General features: G+C 45.1%; 25 protein-coding genes. 12 read left to right on the top strand and 13 right to left on the bottom strand.

Features of this window, described 5'->3' with window-relative positions:
• Positions 1-65: 65 nt before the first annotated feature.
• Positions 66-446 carry a hypothetical protein gene (locus ACTIE0_RS12445; protein ID WP_006623528.1) on the top strand — a complete coding sequence of 127 codons (381 nt, stop codon included), beginning with the start codon at positions 66-68 and terminating at the stop codon, positions 444-446.
• A 35-nt stretch (positions 447-481) separates the two neighbouring features.
• Here ACTIE0_RS12445 and ACTIE0_RS12450 read toward each other — a convergent pair whose 3' ends face one another.
• From ACTIE0_RS12450 to ACTIE0_RS12470, 5 genes are all read right to left on the bottom strand, one after another.
• Positions 482-1,501, bottom strand: a complete 1,020-nt coding sequence (locus tag ACTIE0_RS12450; RefSeq protein WP_006623527.1) for a bifunctional riboflavin kinase/FAD synthetase — start codon at positions 1,499-1,501, stop codon at positions 482-484.
• Positions 1,502-1,578: 77 nt separating this feature from the next.
• On the bottom strand, positions 1,579-2,421 hold the full coding sequence (locus ACTIE0_RS12455; RefSeq protein ID WP_006623526.1) for an ABC transporter permease: 843 nt from the start codon (positions 2,419-2,421) through the stop codon (positions 1,579-1,581).
• Between the two features lie 88 nt (positions 2,422-2,509).
• Positions 2,510-3,427: an ABC transporter permease gene (locus ACTIE0_RS12460; RefSeq protein WP_006623525.1), complete on the bottom strand. Its 918-nt coding sequence runs from the start codon at positions 3,425-3,427 to the stop codon at positions 2,510-2,512.
• Between the two features lie 56 nt (positions 3,428-3,483).
• Entirely contained in the window at positions 3,484-4,575 is a 1,092-nt protein-coding gene (locus tag ACTIE0_RS12465; protein ID WP_006623524.1) for a polyamine ABC transporter substrate-binding protein, read from the bottom strand.
• A gap of 88 nt (positions 4,576-4,663) precedes the next feature.
• The gene (locus ACTIE0_RS12470; protein ID WP_006623523.1) at positions 4,664-5,833 is read right to left on the bottom strand and encodes an ABC transporter ATP-binding protein; all 1,170 of its coding nucleotides are present in this window, start codon (positions 5,831-5,833) and stop codon (positions 4,664-4,666) included.
• A 238-nt stretch (positions 5,834-6,071) separates the two neighbouring features.
• Between ACTIE0_RS12470 and ACTIE0_RS12475 the strand changes: the two genes are divergently transcribed.
• Entirely contained in the window at positions 6,072-6,212 is a 141-nt protein-coding gene (locus tag ACTIE0_RS12475; RefSeq protein ID WP_006623521.1) for a hypothetical protein, read from the top strand.
• Positions 6,213-6,227: 15 nt separating this feature from the next.
• Here the strand turns inward: ACTIE0_RS12475 and ACTIE0_RS12480 are convergent, their stop codons facing one another.
• Positions 6,228-7,073, bottom strand: coding sequence for a DNA adenine methylase (locus ACTIE0_RS12480; RefSeq protein WP_006623520.1), 846 nt, complete (start codon positions 7,071-7,073; stop codon positions 6,228-6,230).
• 269 nt (positions 7,074-7,342) lie between these two features.
• Here ACTIE0_RS12480 and speD point away from each other — a divergent pair, with 269 nt between their 5' ends.
• On the top strand, positions 7,343-7,780 hold the full coding sequence (gene speD, locus ACTIE0_RS12485; protein ID WP_006623519.1) for an adenosylmethionine decarboxylase: 438 nt from the start codon (positions 7,343-7,345) through the stop codon (positions 7,778-7,780).
• A 74-nt stretch (positions 7,781-7,854) separates the two neighbouring features.
• Here speD and ACTIE0_RS12490 read toward each other — a convergent pair whose 3' ends face one another.
• Positions 7,855-10,296 (bottom strand): exonuclease domain-containing protein, encoded by a 2,442-nt coding sequence (locus ACTIE0_RS12490; protein WP_006623518.1) that lies wholly within the window; start codon positions 10,294-10,296, stop codon positions 7,855-7,857.
• Positions 10,297-10,361: 65 nt separating this feature from the next.
• On the opposite strand from ACTIE0_RS12490, the gene ACTIE0_RS12495 reads away from it, so the two are divergent.
• Entirely contained in the window at positions 10,362-10,487 is a 126-nt protein-coding gene (locus ACTIE0_RS12495) for a hypothetical protein (protein ID WP_006623517.1), read from the top strand.
• Between the two features lie 179 nt (positions 10,488-10,666).
• Entirely contained in the window at positions 10,667-12,205 is a 1,539-nt protein-coding gene (locus ACTIE0_RS12500) for a SagB/ThcOx family dehydrogenase (RefSeq protein ID WP_006623516.1), read from the top strand.
• Here the strand turns inward: ACTIE0_RS12500 and ACTIE0_RS12505 are convergent.
• The 5 genes from ACTIE0_RS12505 to ACTIE0_RS12525 are packed head-to-tail and all read right to left on the bottom strand — an operon-like array spanning position 12,202 to position 19,201.
• Positions 12,202-12,744 carry a DUF3611 family protein gene (locus ACTIE0_RS12505; protein WP_006669324.1) on the bottom strand — a complete coding sequence of 181 codons (543 nt, stop codon included), beginning with the start codon at positions 12,742-12,744 and terminating at the stop codon, positions 12,202-12,204. The genes ACTIE0_RS12500 and ACTIE0_RS12505 overlap by 4 nt on opposite strands.
• A 42-nt stretch (positions 12,745-12,786) precedes the next feature.
• Positions 12,787-14,532: an ABC transporter ATP-binding protein gene (locus ACTIE0_RS12510; protein WP_006623514.1), complete on the bottom strand. Its 1,746-nt coding sequence runs from the start codon at positions 14,530-14,532 to the stop codon at positions 12,787-12,789.
• A 35-nt stretch (positions 14,533-14,567) separates the two neighbouring features.
• The gene (locus ACTIE0_RS12515; RefSeq protein WP_006669325.1) at positions 14,568-15,725 is read right to left on the bottom strand and encodes a CO2 hydration protein; all 1,158 of its coding nucleotides are present in this window, start codon (positions 15,723-15,725) and stop codon (positions 14,568-14,570) included.
• Between the two features lie 53 nt (positions 15,726-15,778).
• A complete protein-coding gene (locus ACTIE0_RS12520) occupies positions 15,779-17,296 on the bottom strand; it encodes an NADH-quinone oxidoreductase subunit M (RefSeq protein WP_006669326.1) in 1,518 nt (505 codons plus the stop codon).
• A gap of 33 nt (positions 17,297-17,329) precedes the next feature.
• Positions 17,330-19,201 carry an NAD(P)H-quinone oxidoreductase subunit F gene (locus ACTIE0_RS12525; protein WP_006623511.1) on the bottom strand — a complete coding sequence of 624 codons (1,872 nt, stop codon included), beginning with the start codon at positions 19,199-19,201 and terminating at the stop codon, positions 17,330-17,332.
• Between the two features lie 435 nt (positions 19,202-19,636).
• Between ACTIE0_RS12525 and ACTIE0_RS12530 the strand changes: the two genes are divergently transcribed.
• The 6 genes from ACTIE0_RS12530 to ccmO all read left to right on the top strand — a co-directional run bounded on the left by ACTIE0_RS12530 (position 19,637) and on the right by ccmO (position 24,298).
• Positions 19,637-19,948: a carbon dioxide-concentrating mechanism protein CcmK gene (locus ACTIE0_RS12530; protein WP_006618784.1), complete on the top strand. Its 312-nt coding sequence runs from the start codon at positions 19,637-19,639 to the stop codon at positions 19,946-19,948.
• A gap of 223 nt (positions 19,949-20,171) precedes the next feature.
• Positions 20,172-20,513, top strand: a complete 342-nt coding sequence (locus tag ACTIE0_RS12535) for a carbon dioxide-concentrating mechanism protein CcmK (RefSeq protein ID WP_006618785.1) — start codon at positions 20,172-20,174, stop codon at positions 20,511-20,513.
• A 167-nt stretch (positions 20,514-20,680) separates the two neighbouring features.
• Complete coding sequence (gene ccmL, locus ACTIE0_RS12540) at positions 20,681-20,989, top strand: beta-carboxysome shell vertex protein CcmL (RefSeq protein ID WP_006623510.1); 309 nt, start codon at positions 20,681-20,683, stop codon at positions 20,987-20,989.
• A 164-nt stretch (positions 20,990-21,153) separates the two neighbouring features.
• Positions 21,154-22,794 (top strand): beta-carboxysome scaffolding protein CcmM, encoded by a 1,641-nt coding sequence (gene ccmM, locus ACTIE0_RS12545; protein WP_006623509.1) that lies wholly within the window; start codon positions 21,154-21,156, stop codon positions 22,792-22,794.
• Positions 22,795-22,841: 47 nt separating this feature from the next.
• Entirely contained in the window at positions 22,842-23,411 is a 570-nt protein-coding gene (gene ccmN, locus ACTIE0_RS12550) for a beta-carboxysome scaffolding protein CcmN (RefSeq protein WP_006623508.1), read from the top strand.
• An 86-nt stretch (positions 23,412-23,497) separates the two neighbouring features.
• The gene (ccmO, locus tag ACTIE0_RS12555; protein WP_006623507.1) at positions 23,498-24,298 is read left to right on the top strand and encodes a beta-carboxysome assembly protein CcmO; all 801 of its coding nucleotides are present in this window, start codon (positions 23,498-23,500) and stop codon (positions 24,296-24,298) included.
• 200 nt (positions 24,299-24,498) lie between these two features.
• Here ccmO and ACTIE0_RS12560 read toward each other — a convergent pair whose 3' ends face one another.
• The gene (locus ACTIE0_RS12560; protein WP_006623506.1) at positions 24,499-24,726 is read right to left on the bottom strand and encodes a photosystem II protein, Psb35-related; all 228 of its coding nucleotides are present in this window, start codon (positions 24,724-24,726) and stop codon (positions 24,499-24,501) included.
• A gap of 272 nt (positions 24,727-24,998) precedes the next feature.
• Between ACTIE0_RS12560 and murD the strand changes: the two genes are divergently transcribed.
• Complete coding sequence (murD, locus tag ACTIE0_RS12565; protein WP_006623505.1) at positions 24,999-26,363, top strand: UDP-N-acetylmuramoyl-L-alanine--D-glutamate ligase; 1,365 nt, start codon at positions 24,999-25,001, stop codon at positions 26,361-26,363.
• Positions 26,364-26,701 lie beyond the last annotated feature (338 nt).

The raw sequence follows: 26,701 nt of genomic DNA on the forward strand, positions 1-26,701 counted from the left end.
TTACCTTAACGGGTAATAGTGCTATCGTCGCATTGTCAGGCAATAGCCGGATAAATGTCGCGTAAATGTATCAGTGTCAACGAATTGGTAGGATGTGGGTCATTCCCTTAACTGGCGAAATGCCTGAAATCACTCCTGGGGGGCGTGGTCCGAAGCCTACTTGGCAATGTAGCCGTCCTAAGAATAAACCCACGTATATTCATATCAACAAGAAAGTCATTGGTAACAACAACCGCATACTCAGGGAAACCCAAGGAGAGATAAGCGACATCCAACAATTGCTACAACCACCAATTATCTTGAACAAAGGCAATAAAACCTTGTATGCTTCGGAAATAATAATTGATGGGCCTTGCCGCCTACTATATCAACCGTTCAAAAAGCTATGTTCTGGGGCGCAGGTGTGGATTGAAACCTTATTCCCGACGAGAACTATAGCCTTATAGAGCAGTTCAAAATCAACATTAGTCAGGCAACTAGATTAATCCAGTAGGGGCAGATTTTTCCTAGCCTGGAGATAGGTTCGCGCGTGGGTACAATCCCTTTGAATTTGCGCCTTTAGCTGTTCAAGGGATGCAAATTTTTGTTCTGGTCGCAAAAACCCCTCTAAACTGACAGTCAAACTCTGACCATATAAATCCCCATCCCAATCTAATAAATGAACCTCAACGGTAGGATTGTCTCCAGCTACAGTAGGACGACAACCAATATTCATCACTCCTAACTGAGGCGCGATAGTTTTGCCGTACCGGGCAGCAAGTCCGGTAACCAGGACTGCATAAACACCGTATCGAGGTAAAAACTTCTCTGGTGGCAGTTGTAAATTAGCTGTAGGAAATCCCAGAGTCCGCCCTAATTGTTGACCCTGTACCACTTCACCGAGGAGGGTATAAGCACGTCCTAATAGTTGATTAGCACGGTTAAGATGACCTTCTGTAAGGGATTCTCGGATGATGGAACTACTGATGCGATCGCCATAAGGACAGGGAAAGCGAGAAACTATTTCGACATCAATACCATACTGAGAGGCGATCGCCTTTAAGTCGTCGGTACTACCCATGCGATGGCGACCGAAGCGAAAATCAAAACCGACACTCACCCGAGTAGCTTGTAAATACTCCACCAAAATCTGCTCAACGAACTGAGTTGGGGTGAGACTAGCCAAATCTTTGTCAAAAGGCAAAAGCACCAACTGCTGAACCCCAAACCTGCGTAGAATCTCAATTTTTTCCGGTAAGGGAGTTAACAGTTTTTTGGTTTGACCTGTAAAAAATTCCTGGGGGTGAGGATTAAAAGTGACCACTGTTCCATAGCCAGAAATCCCGAATGGCGGAGTTGTCTCGGAATATCCGCCCCCTACCTTCTGGGAATCTACGGCTACTTGATTGGGGTTGAGAATGGGTCGGACTACCTGTTGATGTCCTCGATGAAATCCATCGAAGTTACCCAAGGCAACAGCAGTCGGAGTTAGAACCGTATCTTTTGATGATGTTATCCACACAGGTTAAATTTAAGCCACGTTCATGGCGAACAGCAAGACAAACAGTTTACCCCGTATACGGGAACCAAGACAATTTTTCAGTTCTTCTGACTTTGATTTCTGAGAAACTCTCCGGCAAATGCTAACAGCCCGGAACCCATAATCAAAATGACGCTGAGGGCGTTAATATCGGGTTTAACTCCGGTTCTAATGCGGCTAAAAATTTCCATAGGTAGGGTAGTTGCGCCACTTCCGGCGGTGAAACTGGCAATCAAAAAATCATCCATACTCAGCACAAAGGCTAATAAACAGCCAGAAATGATACCGGGCATCAGTTGGGGTAGCAAGACTTTGATAAAGGCTCGCTCGGGTGTCGCCCCTAAGTCTAATGCAGCTTCTTCTAAGTGGGGGTCTAGGTCAGCCAGGCGAGTGGATACGACCAGGGCGACATAGGCGAGACAGAAGACTACATGAGCGCCTATGATAGTTGATAAACTCAGGGGAATGGCTAAGGCTGCTAAAAATACTAGGGTGGAAACAGCGATCGCAATGTCGGGGATAATTAAGGGCAGGTAAGATACCCCCAGATAAATACCTTTTCCCGGAAACCGAAACCTAGATAGTCCGACAGCCATCAGGGTTCCAATGACTGCTGATATGGCTACGGCACTCAAGCCAACGGTGAGGCTATTTTTCAGGGCGCTAAGGATGCGGGTATCCTGAAAAAGTTTGACATACCACTGTAGGGTAAATCCCTGCCACCCAGCACTATAGCGGGATTGATTAAAGCTATAAAAGGTGAGAACCAAGATAGGCAGATACATATACAGGAACATCAGACCAACAAATATGATCTGCCAAGATACCCGAAATCTCATTTTAGGCTTTTGCATTTCTTGAGGAATGTCTGACTGATGATTGTGATTGTTAATATCCTGCATGGAATTTTAAGTTTGGTAGGGGCGGGTGCTGGAGTGAGCCTGGACGCTAGGGTGCAACTTTATACACGCGCCGGAGTTGGTCGCCTGTTTATTTTGAGGGTCTGCCATCACCGTAGCGGATTAAAAGAGCGATCGCTATACTCACCCCAAAAATTAGCACCATACTTAGGGCTGAACCAAAACCCCAGTTTTGAGTGGCTCCTAAAAACTGATTGTAAATCAGCCGAGATACGGTCATACTAGAAGCGCCGCCTAACAGTTCTGGATCGACAAAATCTCCCAGGGAACTAATAAATACTAATAGTGACCCGGCGATAATTCCGGTCCTAGCTTGGGGAACTGTAATTTTCCAGAAGGTTTCGGGAGGCTTGGCTCCTAAATCAGCGGAAGCCTCCAACAGACGGCGATCTAGTTTTTCCAGGGAGGCATACAGCACGGTTACCATATAGGGTAAATAGCTATAGGTCATGCCAATTAAAACGGCTGGACTGCTATTAAGTAGTGCTAAAGTAGGTAATCCCAATAACCCCAGAAATGAGTTTAGCACTCCTGTGGGTCGTAAAATGGTAATCCAGGCATAGGAGCGCAGCAAGGAAGATGTCCATAGAGGCAGAACAAACCCTAATAGTAGAAGGTTACGCGACTTGGGGGGAGCCATAACGGCTATCCAGTAAGCTACGGGAAACCCTAACAACAAACAAAAAACTGTGGTTCCGATCGCAAAATTAACCGATCTAGCAATTACTCGCAAATTTATGGGTTCAAATACCCGCAGGTAGTTACCCAGACCATCAGGAATTACCACATCCCCAGGGCGAATATTCTCCACTAAGCTGAGTTGAAAAATCACCAGGGTGGGAAACACCAGCAATAGTAGTAACCACAGCCCCGCCGGTCCCAGCATAATTACGGGTCCAGCTAACTTTGACCAGATCTGAGAGATGCCAGTTTTAGCCGGTGTGGTGGGAGGTTCATAAGGGGTCTTAGGGGGGGTAGATACAGCCATAATAGAGTTTGAGCATTTTTTTAAGGTTTAATTCGTAGTAGCACCCGATGTTCCAATTAACCACTGGTGAGTCTAGTCCAATAGCGATCAAAAAGGGCGGTTATCTCTGGTGGTAGGGGCGAAACTGTTTCGCTGTTGGCAATCACGCTTTCTGGGGGAAATAGGGCTGGGTCTTCCCGGAGTTCTTGGGGAAGTTGACGATAGGCGACTAGGGAGGGGGTAGCAAAGCTGAGGCGTTCGACAATTTGGGTGGCGATGTCTGGTCGCAGCATAAAATTAATCCACTGATAAGCACCTTCTGGGTTAGGTGCGCTTTTGGGAATTACCAGGGTATCAATCCACAGGGAAGAACCACTAACGGGGGTGATGTATTCTAAATCTTCGTTTTCGGGCATCACTTCCGCCGCATCGGAAGAATAGCACATGGCTAGGAGTAAGTCTCCTACAATCATCTGAGGTCGCCAAGCATCGGTGGTAAAAGATGCGATCGCTCCTCGCAGCTTGACCAATTCCTGATAGGCTTGATTAATCTCCCTAGGATTGGTGCTGTTGTAGGAGTAGCCTAAACGCCGCAAACTAGCTCCCATCACTTCCCGTACATCATTAAGTAGGGTTAGCCGACGGCTGAGTTGGTCTTGATATGTCCATAGATCTTCCCAGTCTTCGGGAGAGTTTGGTAATAGTCTGCTGTTGTAAATTAAACCTGTAGTTCCCCAACTCAGAGGGACGCTATAAGTGGAGTTGGGGTCATAATCGGGATTTTGGAATTTGGGAAATAGATCTTCTAACCCCACGATTAAGGTATGGTCTAATTCAGCTAATAGCCCTAGTGCTACCATCTTCTGTACCATGTATTCCGAGGGGTAGATGATACTATATGCTCCCGCTCCTCCCGCCTGTATACGGGCTAACATAGCCTCATTAGAATCGAATACATCTGCCACTACTCTCAGCCCCGTTTCCTGGGTAAAGCGTTCTAGCAGATCGCGATCGGTGTATCCGGCCCAAGTATATATATACAGGGTATCTGATGAGAAGCGGGTGCTGGGGGTGGTTTTGATTTCGCCTAAAGTCCACCCACAGCCTGACGCGGAAGAGGCGATCGCCGCCGCCATAGTCGATTGCAGAAACCCGCGCCGGGTCTGCATCCCTTTATGAAAACCAAACGGGCGTAATTTCCTTGGGGGCACTGTTTTTTACCGTTGCCATCAAAACCATAATATTACAACAACTATTTTAGCGGTGTTGAGGTTCCGGTAGGGCTAAACAATCTGTGGGTTTCCAACAGACATAAATATTGCGATCATAATCTAGGTTTTCTCCTAAACTCTGAGACTGTCGCACCATTAGGGTTACCCCTGTGTTCAGTTTGACAATGTACTGTAAGTGAGTACCTAAGTACATCTGATCGACTAATTTTCCGGCAAAACTATTTCCGGGAGTCTCTGGCGGTTCAGAATGTAGGGTAATGTTTTCGGGTCTGATACTAACTACAACCTTCGCCCCCCCTCGTAATTGATGAGGCGATACTGCTGGGTAGTCATTGCGCGATCGCTTGTTCATGGCTACGATAATCTGTAACCCTGTGTCCGTTAATACTTGTATAGCCTCCTTATTGGCTTGTTCAACTTGTCCCTTAAATAGGTTAGTGTCTCCAATAAAGTCAGCCACAAAGGGGGTCTGGGGATGTTGGTAAATTTCGTTGGGGCTGCCAATTTGTTCAATGCGACCCTCGTGCATTACCGCTATGCGATCGGACAAACTCATCGCTTCTTCTTGGTCGTGAGTTACCATCACAAAGGTTAACCCCAAATTGCGATGCAAATTTGATAACTCCATCTGCATTTGTTTACGCAATTTCAGATCTAACGCTCCCAGGGGTTCGTCTAATAGTAGCACCGCTGGACGATTTACTAAAGCCCGCGCTAAAGCTACCCGCTGTTGTTGTCCCCCTGACATTTGGTTCGGATAACGGTTAGCAAACGATTCCATCTTTACCAATTGTAGGGCTTCCAGGACTTTCGCTTCAATTTCCGATTTCCCTAGGCGTTTTAATTTCAACCCAAAGGCGATGTTATCCCAGACATTCATGTGATTGAATAGGGCATAACTCTGGAAAACTGTATTTACCGGGCGCTGATAGGCTGGGGTTTGGTTCATTGACTGACCCCTGATGAGAATCTCCCCGGCGGATGGGGTTTCAAATCCAGCAATTAGCCGCAGTGTCGTGGTCTTACCACAGCCTGACGGTCCGAGAATGCTGAAAAATTCTCCCCGCTTTATGTCTAGGTCTACCGCCCTCACTGCGGTTTCCCCGTTGAATACTTTGAATACTTTACGGAGTTCTACATCGAATTTTGAATCGCTGTGAACTGCACCTGGGTTCTGGGCTGCGGTTTGTAGCATAATTTACTTTTCGCGCTATCAAGGGGATATCCCCTTCCTACTTTACCAGAAATTTATAGCCTGGGCATTGCTGTTCCCTCAACCCGCCCCACCCGAAAGTCGCCGGGAGTCGGATTTTTCACAGGCGATCGCTTGGCTTATCATACATATAAGTAATCTTTTGTCAATATTGTTTGACAAAACTTTAGATTTTGTTTAGATTTACTGATAAGCAACTCACACAAACAAGTCCAGTAGTATGTATACCATCAACAAAGATAAGCAAGAACCCAAGATTTACTTTATTCAACCTGCTGCTACACTCAAACCTCAGCGAGATTATCTCCTACATAGCGCTGTGGCTATCTTTCTGATTGTTTCTGTGTTAGTTTGTTATTAAACTAGCCGTCCTATCCTAATAGGAAGTTATCAAAAGTTCCGTAATTTTTCCCCGATTTTGGGGATTTGAATTAATCGCCCTACCCGCTTGGATAGGGTGGATATTAAAGTCCTTATATAAGTCTCTGATTAACTCAGTATCAGAATTAGATAGCATCACCTTCACTCCTCTGTTGTGTAAGGTCTTAAAGATTTCGGCTAATTTTTCCTGTTCATCAACCCCAAATTTATGATGGCTGTAGCTGGTAAAGTTACTGGTGGGACTCAGGGGGTGATAGGGAGGGTCGAAATAGACAAAATCATCAGCAGAATTAGCCTCATTGACAATGGCTTCAAATGATTGGACTTGAAGAGTTGCAGATTGGAGAGTTTTCGAGGCGGTGATCAATAATTCTTTCGGGCAAATTTTCGGGTTTTTATATTTCCCCATAGGTACGTTAAATTGACCCTGGCGATTTTCTCTATATAAGCCATTAAAACAAGTCTTGTTGAGATAAATAAGGCGCGCGGCTTGGTCAAGCCGATTCTCAAATTTTTGCGATCGCATCTGGTAATAATAACCTTGATTATGGTTCTGCTGATGCTGTTCTAACTTGCTAATCAGCGACTGAGTATCATCACGCACACATTGATAAGCATTAATTAGCTCGCTATTAATATCACTTAAAATTGCTCGGTTAGGTTGCAGATAAAAAAAGATAGCACCACCGCCCAAAAAAGGCTCATAATAGGCTTGATAATTGTCGGGAAAGTAAGTAGTATACTGAGGAATTAAGCGAGTCTTACCCCCGGCCCACTTCAGAAACGGTTTGGGGGTAGTTTGGGGTTGACTGGTGACTGTTGGGTGGTCGGTTGGGGACAAAATTGGCTGAAGTCCAGAAGTACATCAATAGCACTGAACGGAAAAATTAAATTATATGTTCAGTGCGATCAATTATTATAACAGAGTGCTACAATAGCAGAGGCTGGAGTACGAAAATCTAGCGTCGCCGGAAGATGGCCCTATTTGTCCCATGAGGAGAGTTCTAAAACTCGGTTATTTTCCCCGGACTTAAACTGAAGTAGCGACTGCTGATTTGAGCCCAGCATAACCATTTACAACCCACGAAAAGGGGGGTGAAATCACCAAAAATGAAACAACTCGGAACCCATATTGTTGTCGATGCGTGGCAGTGTCCCGCTGATATCCTAAACGACCCAGATCTGATCCGTCAAGCCATTCTTGATGCGATCGCAGCAGGAAGTGCTACCCTTATAGATATCTGTGTTCACCAGTTTAGTCCTCATGGTGTAACCGCCACGGCTACCCTAGCCGAGTCCCACATTGCCATTCACACTTGGCCTGAATATGGCTATTTTGCGGCTGATTTATTTTTCTGTGGTTGTGGCGAACCCGAGAAAGCAGCGGAAATGCTAAAAACTCGTCTGGAAGCTAAACAAACAAGAGTTCAAGAATTTTGGCGAGGTATGGGTTATCCGGTTCCAGTCCCTGATACCATCTCTGATCATACTTGGAATAAAGTACCCGAAATTGCATCTTCTTCCAAGTTGATGTCTACAGTGTCGTAAGTTACCGATAGGTTGGGTGAGACGAAAGCATCATCCAACCTATTTCTGAACTCAACTATTCAGCTATTTGGTTGCTAACCATCTAGGGTGAGTTGAGTGAGGTTTTGGAATAGCCAATAGTCCTGGTAGTCTAACAGGAGAATATCTAAGGCTTCTGGTAAATCTATCTCTAAATCGCGATTTTGGATATCAACGATCGCCTGATAAATTAACTCAAAAGTGATGCGTTGGTCTCGGTCAAACAGAAGATAATGGCTATTGTTCCCCTGACAGAACTTTTCTAACTCTATCTTACTAGACTTTCCTGATATCAAATCTTCCCGCGCATCTCGACACAGGTTAAAATGAATATCAGGACGATGGCTGACCAATTCGTTTAAGTTTCTCATCCGGTGATAAAATCGAGTCCCGCTTTGGTGCAAAAAAGCGATCGCAAATTGATGGGTTGCTGTCTTAATCACCAAATGTTCAGGAAGTACCCGTTTCCCCAGTCGCAAAATATCCACACTCAGGGGAGACAAAACCAGCTTTAATGATTCAATAATCATCTTTAATTTCCCGAAATCATCACTTTCCGAAATAATCGCTGGTTGACCATAATTCTGTTCTAGGATACCCCTTTGCTGTCGTAGATAATCTTCTAATTGACTACGCCGAGAAGAGTTAATTGGCGACCTAGCCGCCATACCATTAGGAAAAACTCTGACAATATTTTCCCCGTCGGCTAAATTAAAAGTATCAACTAATTTACTGACAATGAATTTGAGTTCCGCCACCTCTTCTCTCAACTGATGAATTTGTTTTTCCATCATCCCTATAACCCCAGAATTACCCGATTTATCAGGTCGCTGAGGTAAACAAATACCATCAATTTTATAGCGGTAGTAGTCCGCCGCCGCATTCACAACTGAACGAATAGAAGGCGCAGTTAAAATGTCGGCAATTTCCTGGGGTTCAAATAATTCATCAATAGTCACATCAGCCACCTGTGCTTTTAAATCAAGTAATTGCTTGAGTTGTTCATTAGATGGCTTATTTAGGATAATTTGAGATTGAGAAATACGGTCAATAATTGAACCATCAAAAACCTGCTGAAATTGTAACCAGCGATCGGGAAACAGATTTAAGATAATTAAACTATTGGGAACATGGGTAAAGATTTCCTTAACCGCCTCTCCAAAACTTTGTAACAGTCGTTCATTGTGTTTTTGACCCAAACCTTCTAACTGGTCAAAAATAATAATTAAGGGTTCATCCAAGAGAGACAGCTTACTAAAAACCGCCAACGCCGCCAGGGAAATTTCCTCCCGACTGGTGTCTTCTCCCCAGCTTTCCAAACCGACCTTTTCTAACTCCTCGGGTGCTACATCATTCATAGCTAACCACTGAGTAATAGTTTGACGGCGTTTAAAATCGGTATAGCCACAAAACCGAATTATCCCTTTGAGAATTTTGGGCGCATATCCAGCAGAAGAAAACTGATTAATCCACCAATCATAAGCACGTTTTTCTATGTGTTGCCAATATTCTCGTTTCAGGCGAGTATCCTCTTTTCCGAGGTCGGTAAATAGCTTGAGATTATCGGCTTTTATTAACTCAATTAATCGTTCATCTTTTTGGGTGGTAGGGGTAGCATAATCCTGAGTATTTTTGATGATTTGCGCGAAACTATTAGCCAGCAAATATTCAAGCTGAGTATGTGAACTGTCAGGAACTGTTTGAATTAAAGACTCCAGAATGCGGCTATAGGTATGAAATAGAACCGTGTCAGGATTATTAGGTTGCCGAATAAATAAGAGCCTATTCTTAGTTAATAAATCTTGGGCTAATCTCATCATTAGGTGAGTTTTGCCAGAACCTGGTTCCCCAATAACTACGGCTCCTTTGCTCTGATGATTGACATCATTTTTAATATCAGAAAGAATATGTTTTAGTCGCTCAAATTCATTGTCAAAAATCGCCCTAAAATCAATGTGGCTTTGGAAAGGAGTATCAACCCTGCTGGTTCCAAAGGGGTTGGGTTGATGTTGCAGTCGAGTTTTTAATAGTTCGTTAATCATGCGTCGATAAAGTTGATAAGTAAATAAGGCATCATGTTTGGCACGATGGAGGAAATCGCGGTTATTGGTCTGGTCATCCCGGCTTAAATTTAGCTGTTTGCTAATAGTTTGTAGGCTATTACTTCCTAATTGTGGAAGATAGCGTTGAGCCAATTCAAAACTGCATTGAAAACTGAGGCGAGGTGGTCGGACACCGACAGCGCGAAATGTATTCCTAAGCACTTCCATATCATGACGTGCATAGTGACAGATAATGGTTTGAGATCCGGCTATAGCTAAGAATTCATTAACTATGGTTTTCAGGGGTTTACTTTGGTCGATAAGTTGGGGATTTTGGCAATGTCTTTCGTCAAAGGCTTCATAAATTAAGTTTCCCTGATGATCAACGATCGCCATAGCTTTCAGAATCGGTTGTCCTTCTGTATCAATGACAATAAAGTTAGTCTGGGGTTTCATGGTTGGGGAGACCAATAAGTATGTATACTGATGGGTGAGTTAATAAGCTGATTTTCCCACAAATCTTGCTCACCAGTAAATTATGGCGCTATGGGTCAGCCACCGATAATCAGATTAACTCTCGCCACTTGCGAAAGCATTTTGTGGAAATTCCCCATCAAGATTTGGCAGGAAAAACCTGTGTAGCGTGAACCCAGACAGCCTAATTGACTGGTAACTGTGCTAAGATTTGCTCAGTTGCTGCGAGCTGATCGCACTAAAAAAGTGTAAACTTGGGGAGTGGCGTTAGGACTTTGACCACATAGCGCGATCGCATCTCTGGCTTTCCCGTTAACGATTCTGTCCGTCCTCACATTTAACCTGTGTCATAATGTCAGAACCACTGAAATCCATCGCCCAATACTACCATGAGCGAACCAAATACGATCCCGACACCTTAGCCTCTAAGGGTCAACAGTTAGACTGGACTAAACAACCAGAACCCTTCAAAGAATACAAGATTGGCACGGTATTTGACCTGAAACCCTATCTCAAAGAAATATCCGATCCTCAAATTCCCACAGCCAACACAGACCCATGGCAGCGATTATCTAGTCTACTACTACATACCTATGGGTTAACCGCTAAACTAGCCACAACTAGCGGATTTCACTATTTGCGATCGTCACCCTCAGCCGGGGGACTGTATCCAGCCGAAATCTATCTAGTTTCCAGGGGAACCCCAGAATTACCAGCGGGACTGTATAACTATCAAACCCTACATCACTCCCTAGTGCAATTTTGGGATAGCCAAATTTGGTCGGAGTTGAAACAAGCCTGTTTTTGGCATCCATGCCTGGAAAATACTAAACTGGCGATGGTCGTTACTGCTGTATTTTACCGTTCAGCTTGGCGATACCAAGACCGCGCCTATCGTCGCATATTTCTCGATACAGGTCACTTATTGGGTAATTTGGAACTAGCAGGAGCCTTAAATTCCTATCGTCCCCATCTAATTGGCGGATTTGCCGACGAAACCCTTAATAACTTACTATACCTGGATTCGGAAACGGAAGCAGCGATCGCTGTGGTGGCTTTGGCTGACTTACTGGAAATTGACCAGAACCTTCCCCAATTCCGAACCGCCTTACCCTCGGCTACCCAAACCGACTATCCCGAAATTCCCGATGGGGAAATGCTCCATTACCTCCACTGTGCCAGCCAAATTAAATCGGACACCTCCGGTTCCCAAGGCTGGAAAAAATTAGCATCAGAAGAAGAACCCGAAGATAAATATAATTTCCCCTTCTGCACCAAGGTCTCGACTGTCACCCCTGCCATTGATTGGGGAAAAGACCTCAAGGGGTTAAATACAGCCCAATTGCGCCGACGATCAACCCGTCGCTATAGTGGGGGGAATCTCAACCTGGAAGAATTACTCGCTCTACTGGATTTTACCTATCAACATCAGCACTACGGTTATCAGGGTTTAGATGCTGCACCGGACTTTTTTGATTTGAGTCTGATTGAATCTTTTATCGCTGTCTCTGGGGTGAATGGACTAGAGGAGGGATGTTATTATTATGCCCCCAAAGCACAGGAACTTAGGCAAATTCGCTTTAAAAATTTTCGGCGAGAGTTGCATTATCTGTGTTTGGGACAAGATTTGGGACGAGATGCGGCGGCGCTGCTTTTTCATACTGCTGACTTGAACAAGGCGATCGCTAAATATGGCGATCGCGCTTATCGTTATTTACATAGCGATGCTGGTCATCTCGGCCAAAGATTGAACCTCGCCGCCACCCACCTACGTTTAGGTGCTAGTGGTATCGGTGGTTTTTTTGATAACCTGGTTAATGAGGTGTTGGGTATCCCCACCGATGAAGCGGTTATTTATATTACTACCCTAGGAAGATTGCGCGGCAACTAAATTCGATAAAGTAGCCAAATTGATGCTACACTGCCAACATAATGGGTTGCTAGTACATTTAAATTGGCAATCATCACAAATACATCCAGGGCTCTAACCGCCTCACTGGCTTCGGTTAGGGTGGTTCCTGGTGGCTGCGAAATGGTTTTGGCAATTAATACCGATGCGGTTATACCTGACCCCATTAATGCAATCAGGATACCAACCATTCCCAATAATAAGCCGACCCGCAAGAGTCTAACTGTGTCGGATTTTTTGGGTTTGACTGTATTGAGGGATAATAACTGTTTGCCTATGTTGGCATAGCGAAATGATATAACAATGCTAAATCCGGCGATAATTAGTCCGGTAACTGCAAAGGTTACACTTACACCGAGGGCGGGGTTAGCATCATCAGAAATACTTCTACCTGTGGTGGTGAAAATTAATGATAAAATCGCGACGAAGGCAAAAACTACTTGCATGGTCAAACCACACAAACCCGTATTCTGGAGGGTTTTTCCCTTTTGTAGTAACTCGTTGCCAACCGATACACTCATACTCTGGTTTCATAAATTGACAGTTGATGATTCCTATTGTAATCAAGCCAGCATTTGTTCGAGTTGATGCTGTTGCCAAAGTCTCCGATATAGTCCCTCTTCCTGTAGTAACTGGTCATGGGTTCCGGTCTGTACTATTGTGCCTTGGTCCATCACCAAAATGCGATCGGCTTTGGCTGTAGCTGACATTTGGTGAGAAATGAATAACACCGTTTGGCGTACAGTCCCGCTAGTCAGATTATAGAGAATGTCGGTGGCTGTCTGATTGTCTACACTAGAGAGGGCATCATCTAAAATCAAGATAGGAGCATCACAAAGCAAGGCACGAGCTAGGGCAGTTCGTTGTCGCTGCCCACCAGATAAGGTGATACCCCGCTCCCCAACTATTGTATCATAACCTTTGGGAAAATTGGTGATTTCATCGTGAATTTGAGCAATTTTCGCAACGGCTTCTATTTGCGATCGCAATGCTGAGGGATTACCATAGCAAATATTATTAGCAATAGTGGTACTAAATAGAAAACTCTCCTGGGGAACATAAGCAATTACTTTTCTCAGTTGCGCCAGAGAGAGTTGAGTGATATCCTGACCATCAATAAAAAAGCTATCTATATCAATATCCAACAGCCGAGGAATTACATTAGCTAGGGTAGTTTTTCCCGACCCAATAGGACCGACTACCGCGACAGTTTCCCCTGGTAGAATGGTAAAATTAACATGATTAAGGGCGGGAGTTTTGGCGGCGGGGTAAGTATAGTTTAAATCTCTCGCACTCAACCACCCCTTAACGGGAGTTATCAGGGGTATAGGCTGAGGTGGATCTTGAATTTTAGGTTTAATACTGAGGATAGACTCAACCCGGTCAACACTGACTTCTCCCCGCTGATAAGCGGTAATAGTAAAGCCTAATAAAGCGGTGGGAAATACCAACCTTTCGACATATAATACTAAGGCGACAAAATCCCCGATACTTAAATCACCTTGAGCGATCGCCTCATTTCCCACAGCCAGCAAAATCAGGAGACTTAAACTCGCCAAACCTCCCAATAAAGGAAACAAGAAATTTCGAGTTCTCGCCAACTTCAAATTAGCCGATAATAACCCTTGATTATGTTCTCGAAAAGCCTGCCTTTCTGCGGTTTCCTGAGCATAAATTTTAATCAAAGATATGCCGCTCATATCTTCCTGAATTAAATCACTTAAATCGGAGAGTTTTTCCTGCACTTCCATCTGTTGATCTCGCAGTTTACCGCTAAAAATCTGCACCAACACTAACATCAACGGATAAACCGAAATCGATAATATAGTCAACTTAATATTAATAGCCAGCATGACTGGCAAAGTCAAACCATAAGCAAATATGGTATTAATTAAACTCAGGACTGCAAAGCCTACCAACCGCCGAATATTATCAACATCAGAGGTTGCCCTATTAATTAAATCCCCGATTCTACTATTAGAAAAATAGGAAGATTCCAGGAAAATAAGATGATTAAAAATCTTCTGTTTTAGGTCAAATTCTACCTGTCGCCCCACCCCAAAAATTAAAATTCGGGATGTCATGCGAATCACCCACATAATTGATGCTAGGGCGACCATCAATAAAACCTGCCATCCTACTTCCTGAAACTCTACGGCATCTTGTAAGTCATCTACACCATTACGAATAAGTAAAGGTATATAAACCCCCACCACATTTACCACGAACAGAGACACTGTTCCTAATAGTGATATTTGCCAATGGGGACGCAGATATCTTCCCAGAGTTTGCAGTCTTGAATAACTCATAATTCAGAAAGTAAAAATTTGCCAATTGAGATGAACTATGAACGCACTAGAAACGGTTGAAAATCTGTCGAAGTAGGTTGATTAACCTCAGACAAACGGGAAGTGGTAAACCGATTTAACCAATTTTCCAGATAGGCGCGATTAGCCTTTTTTTGTTCGGGGTCGTCAGTGTTCAGGGGATAGGGTGCTAGTCCTTTAATGGCGGCTGTCGTGACACAAAACATAGACTTTTGAAAACTTTGGCATATTTGCACACGCAAATCATCCTCTCCTCGGCAACTATTATTATAAATATTGTGGAGATAATCAGGTAAAAAATGGCGCATATCCTGCATTAATTGAGTGGGGGGAATACCGGAACCACCAATGGGGAGGGGGTCAGCGTATAAAGCACCGTATGTAAATTCTTTTTGTAGGCTGGGGATTTGATGAACTTGAGCGTTATAGGATACTGTACCCGGGAAGGGTGTACCACGGAAAAAAATGGCTTCCACATAGGGAACTGCTGTATCCATTAAAAATGTGAGTCCGGCAGATTTAGGGATTATATCTAATGTTTTATCCCCCAATTTAACGCCATAAGTAATTGGATTATTGGCGGCGGCAACTAATCCATCTAAGATATGCTGCACTACGGCGGGAATGGATTTAATTTCCCCTTGGTCATAGAGGTCAGAAAGGGAGATAAAAATATCACTCATGACTCGCCAAAATTGCCCCAAAGCGCTATAATAGGCTGACTGTCGTACTTGTTCGGGTAGAAATTCTGGGAACATCTGATGTAGTAGCAGAATGAAACTATTGCCTTTAAATTTAGTCTGAATAGCTGCTTCTGCTAACTGTTGGAATTGTGATGAATCCAAGTAAGAATCTAGTCCGCCTCCCCCATGCCATAACATCCCTTTCATGCAATATTCGGCATATTCATAATTAATGCGATCGTGCCACCAATACTTGAGCAATTTGGGGATATTTAAATCGCCATTGAAGTATTTAAAAAACGGGAAAAATACTAAAAATTGATGGTCAGCCACATAAATCAGGTTGTCGGAGTAGGCATCTAAAACTATGCCGTAACTTTTGAGGATGCCAACTACTTCAAGGAGGTTTTGGGGAGAGTCTGGTAATAAGGCATCACCAGCTTCTAAGCGTTCAATATATTTGAACAATGGGTGGATTTGATTGCTGGTCATAGTGGATAAATTCACAAGTTTAGATGGTGGGCAATTTTGATTGAGTGACGAGATTAATTTAAGCTGATCGCCTTGACATTTGATTCAATTTGAGCTACAATTGGGGGCTTATACATGAGTGCTGATGTGGTGCTTTCAGTCCATTTAACTAGGATGGTCGGTTGTAGTCCTAGAAAGGTGATAATCACAGCCAAGGCTATAGCTGGAATGCGATCGCGCCATTGTACCCTTGGTAAATTAATGACTGACTCGGACAAGCGACCAAAAAAGGCACGGTTAATCATAATCAGAAAGTAAACAGAAGTTAAACCAGTTCCCACCATACACAGAAGAGTCTGCACGGGGAACACTTCCATACTGCCTCTAAAGACAAGAAATTCTGATACAAATCCCACTAAACCGGGAATACCAGCACTAGCCATAACCGCGACAATCATTATACTACCGATTAAAGGTAAACCGCGTTCAGGGTTTAATAAGCCACGAATCACATCGATATCTCGACTTCCCGATTTTTTGTAAACTACTCCCACTGTTAAAAATAGCAGGGCAGAAATTAAGCCATGACTAACCATTTGCATGACTGAACCGAGTAAACTGATGGGAGAGGCGGCGGCAAAAGCTAGGATAATATAACCCATGTGGGCGATGGAACTATAGGCGACCATCTTCTTGATATCTTTTTGTGAAATCGCACAGGAAGCACCATATAAAACGCTAACTACTGCCCAACTCGCGACATAAGGGGCGATCGCATTCCAAGCATCTGGAAATAAACCGACCCCAAACCTTAGTAAACCATAGGTTCCCAACTTTAATAATACCCCCGCCAATAAAACTGATACAGGGGTTGAGGCTTCCACATGGGCATCGGGTAGCCAAGTATGAAAGGGGACTACGGGGATTTTAATACCAAATCCGATTACCAGTCCCCCCAGTAGAATTAGTTGGGTAGTGAGGGGTAATGCGGACACTCCCAAAGTGGAAGTTATGAGGGTATCCAAATCAAAATCAGGTGCTTTGGTTAACCAGACTATGCCTAAAAAGGCGGCTAAAATTAACAGACCGGAAACTGCTGTATAAAGCAGAAACTTGGTGGCTGCATAGCCTCGGTTTTTGCCTCCCCAAATGGCGATGAGTAGATACAGGGGAATTAGTTCGACTTCGTAAAACAGTATAAACAGCAGCAGGTTGGAGGATAAAAAGGTGCCAGCGACTCCGGCAAAGATAATCAACAGCAGGGGATAATATAGCCGGGGTCGAGAAATGTCTAAGTCAGAAGACCAAATAGCGATCGCTACTAATAAGGCATTGATAATCACCAACGGCAAGGATAAACCATCTACCCCCAGATAGTAATTTAAGCCGAGGGGTTGAATCCAGGTAATATGTTCTACCATCTGTAGATCGGCTACAGTCGGATCAAATAACCTTGCCAAAATTAGAGACCACACCAATAACCCGCCAGCGGTTAATAGGGAGATTTGACGGGATAATTGGGGGCTGAGGTTTGGCCAGAGTACAATCAGGAGGGCAGCTAACAGCGGAATCCAAATTAAAACACTTAGCATCGATTTTTACGGTTAATGTGGTCGGGAAGGGGTCTAAAATGGCCACAGCATTAAAATCAACAACACGGCTATACCTGTGGCTATGGTGAAGACATAAAACTGTGATTGTCCAGAAATACTATATTTAAGTCCTTCACCGCTAAAGAGGGTGGCTAAACCTAAGCCGTTGACAAACCCATCGATGATATAGCGATCGATCCAATAACTGATGGCGGAGATACGATTAACCAAAAATACAACGGTCAGACCATAAAGGCGATCGATATAGAAATCGTAAGCGAGTAAATCCTGTATGGGTTGGTAGGGGAATTTATAGGGTTCTCTCCCCGGCCCGTATACATAAATACTGCTACCTATACCCACCCCTAATACACTTGAGACCAACAACAGGGGTAAAGCTACATGGTTAATTACTTCTTGGACTCCAGAGACGGGCGCTTCTACGAAGGTTCCTGACCAACTCAGTAATAGTTGCCAGCTTTGTAGCATCATCGGCACTAACAGAGTCACAATAGTCATGGAAACCATTGGTAAAGCCATCGGCCACAGGACTTCTGGGGCGCGTCGGGTTTTCGGTTGCGACTGACCAGTAAAGACTAAGCCGAAAACTCTGGTTAATCCTAGGGTGGTGAGGAAGTTCACCAGCAGCAACAAAATCAATAACCAAGGTGGTACAGTCCAGAAACCACTTACCCACCTTCGGAAAGTCCAGAACATCCCTAAAGGTAATCCGGCTACCATTCCTGATGCACCAACAATAAATGCAGTGGTGGTGGCAGGCATTTTAGACCATAATCCCCCCATTTCGGTCATGTCTTGGGTGTTGGTGGTCAAAATTACTGAACCTGCACTCATGAATAACAGACATTTGGCGATCGCATGGGTGAATAGTAACAGCAGGGCTATATCCACATGGCTTTGACCTACGGCTACAAACACTAAACCCAAATAGGCGCTAGTAGAGTGGGAAAGCGCTCGTTTGATATCAATTTGAGCGATCGCCACCAAAGAAGCCCCAATAGCCGTTACTGTTCCCAACACAATTAAAGTGTCCGACACCACCGGAGACAGCGCGACAATTGGTTGTAGTTTAATCAGAACATAGGCCCCCGCCGCCACTACTACCGAATTTCGGAGTAGAGAAGCCGGGTTTGGACCTTCCATAGCTTCATCAAGCCATAGGTGTAGGGGAAATTGGGCGCATTTGCCAATAGGTCCAGAAATTAGGGCTAATCCTAATAAAGTCGCCGTAAGGGGTGGTAAATTGTGGGTTTCCGACCATAGTTCTAAATCCGAGAAGTTTAAACTACCGGCGATCGTGCCGATATAAACCACCCCCATTAACAACAATACATCTCCCACTCGTTTAGTTAAAAACGCATCTCGCGCCGCCGTGACTACCAGGGGTTGAGCATACCAAAAACCCACCAGTAGATAGGTTGAGAGAGTCAGCAATTCCAACAAAATATAACTAAGTAGCAGCGAGTCACTCAAAGCCAAACCACTCACTGCCGCCTCAAAAAAGCCCATCAAACCAAAAAACCGAGCCGTCGCCCAGTCTTTTTCCATGTACCCCAAGGCATAAACCTGAGCCACTAGACTGATACCTGTGACCAGTTCCACGGCTCCTAGGCTTACGGGAGAAACATCTAGGACAAAAGATAAGTCTAATCCCGCAGCTTGTAACCATGCAATGTGAATTTGTTGACCCGGCATTGACCAGATAGATCGGTAAATTACCGCACCGTGGATAAAACCCACTAAAGTCATCAATATATTAAAGTAGGCTGCTGGTCTTGGCCCTGTGCGTCGGACTAACCCCGTTGACCAAGGAAGGGTCAACACTGCCCCCATGAGACCATATATGGGTATCCACCAACTAGCTTGTAGGAGGAACTGAATCATTTAACTTACATAAAGAAATATTAACCCTCAGATTAATATATCAGAATTTCCGTCCTAAACAGAGCTAATCGTCAAATTCATCCCCAATAACCAGCCATTTCTAGTCAAATTACCTAGGGTCTGCCTTTGGGATATAGCACAAGTTGTTACAAAAGTCAAGATAAATCGGCATTTTTGTCTCCAAATATTAACTTTGTTTAAAAAACCTTAATTTCTATTAACAATCAATAAAAATAATCTCGAACATGAGAAATTATAATCCAGATTAATATTGTCAAAGAAGCCACAATTCTCGTATTCTTATAATTTGAGGGAGGTTGAAAAATTTTTCCGCATACACAAAAAGAATCATTAGTCTTTGTGGTCATGGGACTCAGTTAGCAAGAGATTTGCCCAGTTGAGTTCAGTCTGTCCGTAATTAGGAGTAGTTGTAAGATGTCCATCGCTGTTGGAATGATTGAAACCATAGGCTTTCCGGCTGTTGTAGAAGCAGCCGACTCCATGGTAAAAGCCGCGCGCGTTACTTTAGTCGGATATGAGAAAATTGGCAGCGGTCGTGTGACCGTGATTGTCCGAGGAGATGTCTCCGAGGTACAAGCATCAGTTTCCGCTGGCATTGAGTCAGTCAAACGGGTGAATGGTGGAGAAGTATCATCAACCCACATCATTGCTCGTCCCCATGAAAATCTAGAGTACGTTCTACCAATTCGTTACACCGATGCGGTCGAACAGTTCCGGTCCTACTAGACGTAATGGGGCAAGCGTTAACCCCCTCACCCGATCGCCGAAAAAGTCGTACAGACAAGGCCAATCTTGTCTCTAAGTTCTGAAAACTCCCTCCCTGAAAATTAGGATCAGGGAGTTGATAGCTTGTCTGAGAAGCCATCAGAGCCGAACCGAGTAGAAACCAGTGTTCTGTGCGACATCTAGGCGTGGTAATCAAATCGAGGTTCAGGAGTCAAAACATACTATGGCCATTGCAGTTGGCATGATAGAAACCCTGGGTTTTCCAGCGGTAGTAGAGGCAGCCGATTCCATGGTAAAAGCTGCCCGCGTAACCTTAGTAGGCTACGAAAAAATCGGTAGCGGTCGTGTCACCGTCATTGTTCGCGGAGATGTGTCAGAAGTTCAGGCTTCTGTCTCCGCCGGAACCGAGTCGGTGCGACGGGTAAATGGTGGGTTAGTTCTTTCCACCCATATTATTGCCCGTCCCCATGAAAACCTAGAATATGTCCTACCAATTCGTTACACCGAAGCGGTAGAACAATTCCGTGAAAGCGTCGCCGGGATACGTCCTCTTAACCGTCCGTAGGTTAACTCCAATGACCCCTAGGGGTATGTAGTTCAACCACAGCCAAGCCCGAACCGACTGCATAGTTCGCCCGTAGTAGGTCAATCTACCAATTGACCCCATCTATTTTCCTGCTCAGTCGGGGGGAAAAATGTTCCTGCCGTACAGTTCCTTAACATCAAATTAAGATGCAAATTGCCAGAGTTATTGGCACAGTTGTTAGTACCCAGAAGGAACCCAGTCTCCGAGGTTCCAAGTTTTTGCTATTGCAACTCTTAGATGAACAGGGAGAGCCAACATCAAAATATGAAGTGGCGTGCGACTATGTGGGTGCGGGTTTTAGTGAGTGGGTTCTGGTTAGTCTCGGAAGTGCGGCTCGCCAAATTCCTGGAAGCGAAAATCGACCCAGTGATGCAGCCGTAGTTGCCATTATTGACACCGTTAGCACTGCTAATGGCCAGATTTACAGTCAAAAACAGCAGAACCGTTTAGGTTGAGCAACAGAGCTGGGTTAACCCCAAAGCCTGGTACGGGGAGGTTTGCAAGTATACTCCCGAAGGCGCGAAAATACCGAATAACCAGCCCCTACAGGGATAATTCATCGATTATCCGTACCACCAAAAGTCAACCCTATAAAAAGTTAGTTAGGAGAAATTCAGTTATGGCAGTTAAAGGCCATGCGGCTCCTCCCACACCCTGGTCTAAAAACCTGGCGGAGCCCAAAATTGACCCCACAGCTTACGTTCATTCCTTCTCGAATATCATCGGTGATGTTCGCATCGGCGCTCATGTCCTGGTCGCCCCGGGAACCTCTATCCGCGCTGACGAAGGATTCCCCTTTTATATTGGCGATGAGTCCAATATTCAAGATGGCGTTGTTATTCACGGCTTAGATGAAGGCAAAGTCAAAGGAGATGATGGTCAATCCTACTCCGTTTGGATTGGTAAAAATTCCTCAATCACCCATTTGTCTCTGATTCATGGTCCGGCTTATGTCGGGGACAATTGCTTTATTGGTTTCCGCTCTACTGTATTCAATGCCAGAGTCGGAAATGGTTGTATTGTCATGATGCACGCCCTCATCCAAGATGTGGAAATTCCCCCCGGAAAATATGTTCCCTCAGGAGCAATTATCACTAACCAACAACAAGCCGATCGCTTACCGAGCGTAACAGATACTGATATCAAATTCTCAACTCATGTGGTGGGAGTTAACCAAGCATTAGCAGCAGGTTATCAGTGTTCAGAAAACCTCGCCTGCATCAGTCCCCTACGAAATGAAACTAAGGGAAGCAGCAGTAATGGTGGCCGCGCTAGATCTGGCGGACATAGCAACCTAGGCGCAGGGCCTATTCCCCCAGAAACGGTACAAACCATCAGCCAACTTCTAGCCCAAGGCTATAAAATTGGTACCGAACACGCCGACGCACGTCGCTTCCGCACAGGTTCTTGGCGCAGTTGCGCTCCCATTGACTCCCGCAACACCAGCGAAGTTGTATCAGCCTTAGCCGCCTGTCTGCAAGACCATCAAGGCGAATATGTCCGCCTGTTGGGAATTGATAGCAAAGCCAAGCGCCGGGTACTTGAAGAAATTATCCAACGTCCTGATGGTCCTGTCGCTAGTAAGTCCTCTAACGGTCAGGTCTCCAATGCCGCAGCTTCCACAGCCAGCCCCTCCAGAACTACTGCTACTGGTAGTTCTGACTTGGCACAAAAGGTTTCCCAAATCCTGAACCAAGGCTATAAAATTGGCACGGAATACGCCGACGCGCGTCGCTTCCGCACGGGTTCCTGGCGTAGTGGTCCCCAAATTGACAGCTCCAGTGCTTCGGCTGTTCTCAGTCAATTAGATGCCTTCATGAACGAGCATACAGGGGAATATGTCCGCTTAATTGGCATTGACCAAAAAGCTAAACGGCGGGCGGTTGAAGAGATTATCCAACGACCTGACGGTAGGGTTTCTGCTACCCCTGGTCCTAGCGCGGCTTCCCCTGCGCCCTCTAGTCGTTCAGCTCAATCATCCTACTCATCTGCTAATAGTAGTTTGACTTCTGAAACTATTGAGCAAGTTAAAAACCTCCTGGCTCAGGGTTATAAAATTGGCACGGAACACGCTGATAAGCGTCGCTTCCGCACGGGGTCCTGGCGTAGCTGTACCCCCATCGACTCTAATAATCAACGGGAGGTTATGGCAGCCCTAGAAGGCTGTATGCAGGAACATAGCGGTGAGTATGTTCGCTTGATTGGTATTGATGCTCAAGCCAAGCGTCGGGTTCTTGAGGAAATTATCCAACGACCTTAATTAACTCTCTCGAAAATCCCTGTTTACTTTTCAGAGGTTCAAGCCGAATGTGTATGTCGCCACCCCATCACCCGGATTATGCTTACTATGTGAGTGGCGATGTCACCATTGACCCCAGTGTAGCCATCGCCCCAGGAGTGGTAATTACCGCCGCTCCTGATAGCCAAATTGCGATCGCTGCTGGGGTCTGTATTGGTATGGGGACTATTATTCATGCTGATCAGGGTATCCTAGAAATAGATAAGGGTGTCTGTATTGGTACTACTGTACTCATCGTCGGTGCTGGAAAAATTGGGGCTCTGGCTTGTATTGGTTCAGAGTCAACTTTGATTAATTCTGATATCCCATCTCAGCACGTTGTAGCTTCCGGTTCATTAATTGGTGATCAATCTCGTCAGGTCAATTTTTCTGCTACTGAGGTTGATTTCATCCCCCAACCGGAACCGGAACCCCAACCGGAACCGGAACCCCAACCGGAACCAGAACCCCAACCGGAACCAGAACCAGAACCAGAACCAGAACCCTCAATTCGCAAAGGTCCGCAGGTCTACGGACAAACTCAAATCAATGAGTTGTTAAAGACTTTGCTCCCCCATAGAAAACCCCCTAATTTTTGAGAGAAACTGGGGTTGATGAACGCGAAAATCCCCAGATTAATCCATCGGGATTCTCAAGTCTTCTCTCTAGCAGGTAAAATACAGTCATGGATGAACACTTGCAAACCTCATTTCCCCAAAGGCGCAATACTGAGCCAGAATTTAAAGATACTGCTTTGGGGTTAATCTCCACCCGCAGTTTTCCAGCGATCGTCGGCACTGCTGATATGATGCTGAAATCTGCAGGTGTTCACCTGGTTGGGTATGAAAAAATCGGTAGTGGCTACTGTACCGCTATTGTGCGCGGTCGTATTGCTGATATCCGCCTAGCCATTGAAACCGGAGTTGATACTGCTAAACAGTTCAATCAGTTTGTTTCTTCCCTAGTCATTGCTAGGCCTCTCCCTAACTTAGAGTATGTTTTACCGATTGGGTCTCGTCTCTCCCAATTAGCAGCCAGTGGCGGTCACTCTCGCCTCAGTAATCAAGCCGTAGGTTTATTGGAAACGAGAGGATTTCCTGCTATGGTCGGCGCGGCTGATGCGATGCTGAAGGCGGGAGATGTTTATTTCGCTTCCTATGAAATTATTGGCGCGGGACTATGTACTGCTATTATTCGGGGTTCGGTTGCTGATGTAGCAGTGGCTTTAGAAGCTGGAATGTATGAGGCTGAACGCATTGGCGAATTAAATGCAGTGATGGTCATCCCTCGTCCCCTTGATGAACTTGAACAAACTTTACCTCTGGCTAGTTGTTGGATTGAGAAGGTCAAACCTTTACAGTTACCTATTAATGTTAAACAAACTGAAAAAGAAGTGGTAAAACTTCCCGAACTCAAACAATTATCTGTTGATGCTTTACCTTTGGATAATCAAACTTCTGATTCTTCTATGGAGTCCTGGGATTAAAATATTCTTGATTCTTAACCCGCATTCTCAACCCGCCTTGACATGATAATTGACATCAAATTATGATGCTCCTCAAGGTAGAGACTAAAAACTAATTACCCCCCACGGGTGATGATTATATCACTATAAAAAAAAAAGAGCAACCCGTTAGGATTGCCCTCAAGAAGAGAGTCTAAAAGCTATTGGTGACTGAAGAGAATTTACTTGGAGAAATTCTGGCTGCGGTAAGCATCCATACTGTAAGCAGGAACCCGTTGGCTATAGTCTACGGCTACACCTGTTAACGCCTGAGAAAGACTGTCAAAGGAATCAGAGTTCCAGTTTCTCATGTGGATGGGTTTGGACTGTTCACCACGAAAATAAGCCATAGTTCCAATTACAGAAACAGCCAGCCAACCACTGATAAATAAAGCTGCTAAAATAACCATTTTTTATCCTCCGATAATTGCATCAGAATTACTACTAAGAAAGTTTCACCAAGGTCAGTGGGAACTTCTTGGGGTAATCCCGTTTATTAATTTATGTTAACCAATGTAACGTTTTTGTTACAATCTGTCAAGTAACTTGACAAAATAATTTTTTATGATATAATTAAACGCCAAAAATATTAATAACCGGATAAACTCCCCTAAGGTCACTTAAAATCAGCCTCTTCTGATAGAATCAAAAATGCTCAATCAAGGTGCAGGGTAAGGATACAATGCCCAACGCTCATATTATTGGTCTGGGAAAATCAGGAAATGCCACGGCGCGCCTGTTAAAGGTTCAGGGATGGCAGGTAACTGTTAGCGATCGCAACACATCAGAATCTCTACAGCAACAGTGTCAGACCCTCATTGAGGAAGGAATTACAGTTAATTTGGGGCAGAATTTCGACCCCGACACGGCACCAGATTTGGTAGTGGTTAGTCCCGGGGTTCCCTGGGATTTGCCAGCATTGGAAACCGCCCGCAGTCTGGGTATAGAAACTATCGGCGAAATGGAACTGGCTTGGCGAAATCTCCAGGATATCCCTTGGGTGGGAATTACGGGGACTAACGGCAAAACTACTACCACGGCCCTGATTGCTAAAATATTTGAAGTGGCGGGAAGTGCGGCCCCGGCTTGCGGAAATATTGGTAATGCTGTCTGTGAGTTGGCGCTGCAACAACAACAAAACTCCTCGACACCCTTAGATTGGGTCATTGCTGAAATTAGCAGTTTTCAGATTGAGTCATCATCAACCCTCGCGCCTCAAATCGGCATCTGGACTACCTTTACCCCAGATCATCTTAACCGCCATTACACGCTAGATAATTATTTTCGGATTAAAGCTCGTTTAATGGAACGTTCCCAGGTGCAGGTCTTTAATGGTGATGACGCTTATCTCCGGCGAGCCGCACCGGAACTCTGGCCACAAGCTGTCTGGACTAGCGTTAATGGTGCTGAGGAATTATTGGGCGATCGCCAGAGGGGTGTATATATTCAAGAAAACTGGGTCTACCAAAACGGATGCGCGATCGCACCAGTTGACTCGCTGAAAATGGTGGGAGACCATAATCGCCAAAACCTACTTATGGCTGTAGCCGCAGCCCGAATAGCCGGAATTGACAAGGAAGCAATTGCTCACGCTATTTCTACTTTTCCTGGAGTTCCTCACCGCCTCGAAGAGGTTAACACCTGGATGGGAATTCGCTGGATTAATGATAGCAAGGCTACTAATTATGATGCGGCTCAGGTCGGATTGGCCGCAGTGGAACCACCTGTGATTTTAATTGCTGGTGGAGAAGCTAAAGCTGGTGATGATACCCACTGGATTAATACTATTCACCAAAAAGCGGCGGCGGTTTTATTAATCGGAACGGCAGCCCCCACCTTTGCTCAAAGGTTACAGGAAACTGACTATCACAATGTCGAAATTGTGGAAACTCTCGAAAATGCCATCCCCCGCGCGGCGGAATTGGCTAGTGTGTTCCAAGCTAAGGCTGTTTTGCTCTCCCCCGCCTGTGCTAGTTTTGACCAGTATCGCAGTTTTGAACATCGTGGCGATCGCTTTCGGGAGTTATGTTGGGAATTGATGGGGTAGGGGCGGGTGTAATATCCCGGTGTGTTTTATGGCGTGGGGGGGCGAGCGAAAGTTGGCTTGTGTGTTTCATGGCCTCAGAAGGTGCGTCACATAGCGCAAGTTTTTCGTTTTCCCAGTGGCTGATCGGATGTGACGCACCCTACGCACAGCCAGGGGGGGCGAGCGAAAGTTGGCTTGTGGGGTGCGTGGCCGATCGCGCACCCTGGGGGCGGGTTTATCAAGCTGACTTGTGGGAATTATGGCTGACTGCGGAACCCGCAGGGGCGGGTTTATCAAGCTGACTTGTGGGAATTATGGCTGACTGCGGAACCCGCAGGGGCGGGTTTATCAAGCTGACT

The sequence above is a fragment of the Limnospira sp. genome (genome assembly GCF_051859755.1).
Lineage (GTDB): Bacteria > Cyanobacteriota > Cyanobacteriia > Cyanobacteriales > Microcoleaceae > Limnospira > Limnospira fusiformis.

Excerpts from the sequence above, each read along its gene's own strand:
- ACTIE0_RS12445 (WP_006623528.1), top strand. The coding sequence starts at position 66 with ATGTATCAGTGTCAACGAATTGGTAGGATGTGGGTCATTCCCTTAACT.
- ACTIE0_RS12455 (WP_006623526.1), bottom strand. The coding sequence starts at position 2,421 with ATGCAGGATATTAACAATCACAATCATCAGTCAGACATTCCTCAAGAA.
- ACTIE0_RS12460 (WP_006623525.1), bottom strand. The coding sequence starts at position 3,427 with ATGGCTGTATCTACCCCCCCTAAGACCCCTTATGAACCTCCCACCACA.
- ACTIE0_RS12465 (WP_006623524.1), bottom strand. The coding sequence starts at position 4,575 with ATGCAGACCCGGCGCGGGTTTCTGCAATCGACTATGGCGGCGGCGATC.
- ACTIE0_RS12470 (WP_006623523.1), bottom strand. The coding sequence starts at position 5,833 with ATGCTACAAACCGCAGCCCAGAACCCAGGTGCAGTTCACAGCGATTCA.
- ACTIE0_RS12475 (WP_006623521.1), top strand. The coding sequence starts at position 6,072 with ATGTATACCATCAACAAAGATAAGCAAGAACCCAAGATTTACTTTATT.
- speD (WP_006623519.1), top strand. The coding sequence starts at position 7,343 with ATGAAACAACTCGGAACCCATATTGTTGTCGATGCGTGGCAGTGTCCC.
- ACTIE0_RS12490 (WP_006623518.1), bottom strand. The coding sequence starts at position 10,296 with ATGAAACCCCAGACTAACTTTATTGTCATTGATACAGAAGGACAACCG.
- ACTIE0_RS12500 (WP_006623516.1), top strand. The coding sequence starts at position 10,667 with ATGTCAGAACCACTGAAATCCATCGCCCAATACTACCATGAGCGAACC.
- ACTIE0_RS12505 (WP_006669324.1), bottom strand. The coding sequence starts at position 12,744 with ATGAGTGTATCGGTTGGCAACGAGTTACTACAAAAGGGAAAAACCCTC.
- ACTIE0_RS12510 (WP_006623514.1), bottom strand. The coding sequence starts at position 14,532 with ATGAGTTATTCAAGACTGCAAACTCTGGGAAGATATCTGCGTCCCCAT.
- ACTIE0_RS12515 (WP_006669325.1), bottom strand. The coding sequence starts at position 15,725 with ATGACCAGCAATCAAATCCACCCATTGTTCAAATATATTGAACGCTTA.
- ACTIE0_RS12520 (WP_006669326.1), bottom strand. The coding sequence starts at position 17,296 with ATGCTAAGTGTTTTAATTTGGATTCCGCTGTTAGCTGCCCTCCTGATT.
- ACTIE0_RS12525 (WP_006623511.1), bottom strand. The coding sequence starts at position 19,201 with ATGATTCAGTTCCTCCTACAAGCTAGTTGGTGGATACCCATATATGGT.
- ACTIE0_RS12530 (WP_006618784.1), top strand. The coding sequence starts at position 19,637 with ATGTCCATCGCTGTTGGAATGATTGAAACCATAGGCTTTCCGGCTGTT.
- ACTIE0_RS12535 (WP_006618785.1), top strand. The coding sequence starts at position 20,172 with ATGGCCATTGCAGTTGGCATGATAGAAACCCTGGGTTTTCCAGCGGTA.
- ccmL (WP_006623510.1), top strand. The coding sequence starts at position 20,681 with ATGCAAATTGCCAGAGTTATTGGCACAGTTGTTAGTACCCAGAAGGAA.
- ccmM (WP_006623509.1), top strand. The coding sequence starts at position 21,154 with ATGGCAGTTAAAGGCCATGCGGCTCCTCCCACACCCTGGTCTAAAAAC.
- ccmN (WP_006623508.1), top strand. The coding sequence starts at position 22,842 with ATGTGTATGTCGCCACCCCATCACCCGGATTATGCTTACTATGTGAGT.
- ccmO (WP_006623507.1), top strand. The coding sequence starts at position 23,498 with ATGGATGAACACTTGCAAACCTCATTTCCCCAAAGGCGCAATACTGAG.
- ACTIE0_RS12560 (WP_006623506.1), bottom strand. The coding sequence starts at position 24,726 with ATGGTTATTTTAGCAGCTTTATTTATCAGTGGTTGGCTGGCTGTTTCT.
- murD (WP_006623505.1), top strand. The coding sequence starts at position 24,999 with ATGCCCAACGCTCATATTATTGGTCTGGGAAAATCAGGAAATGCCACG.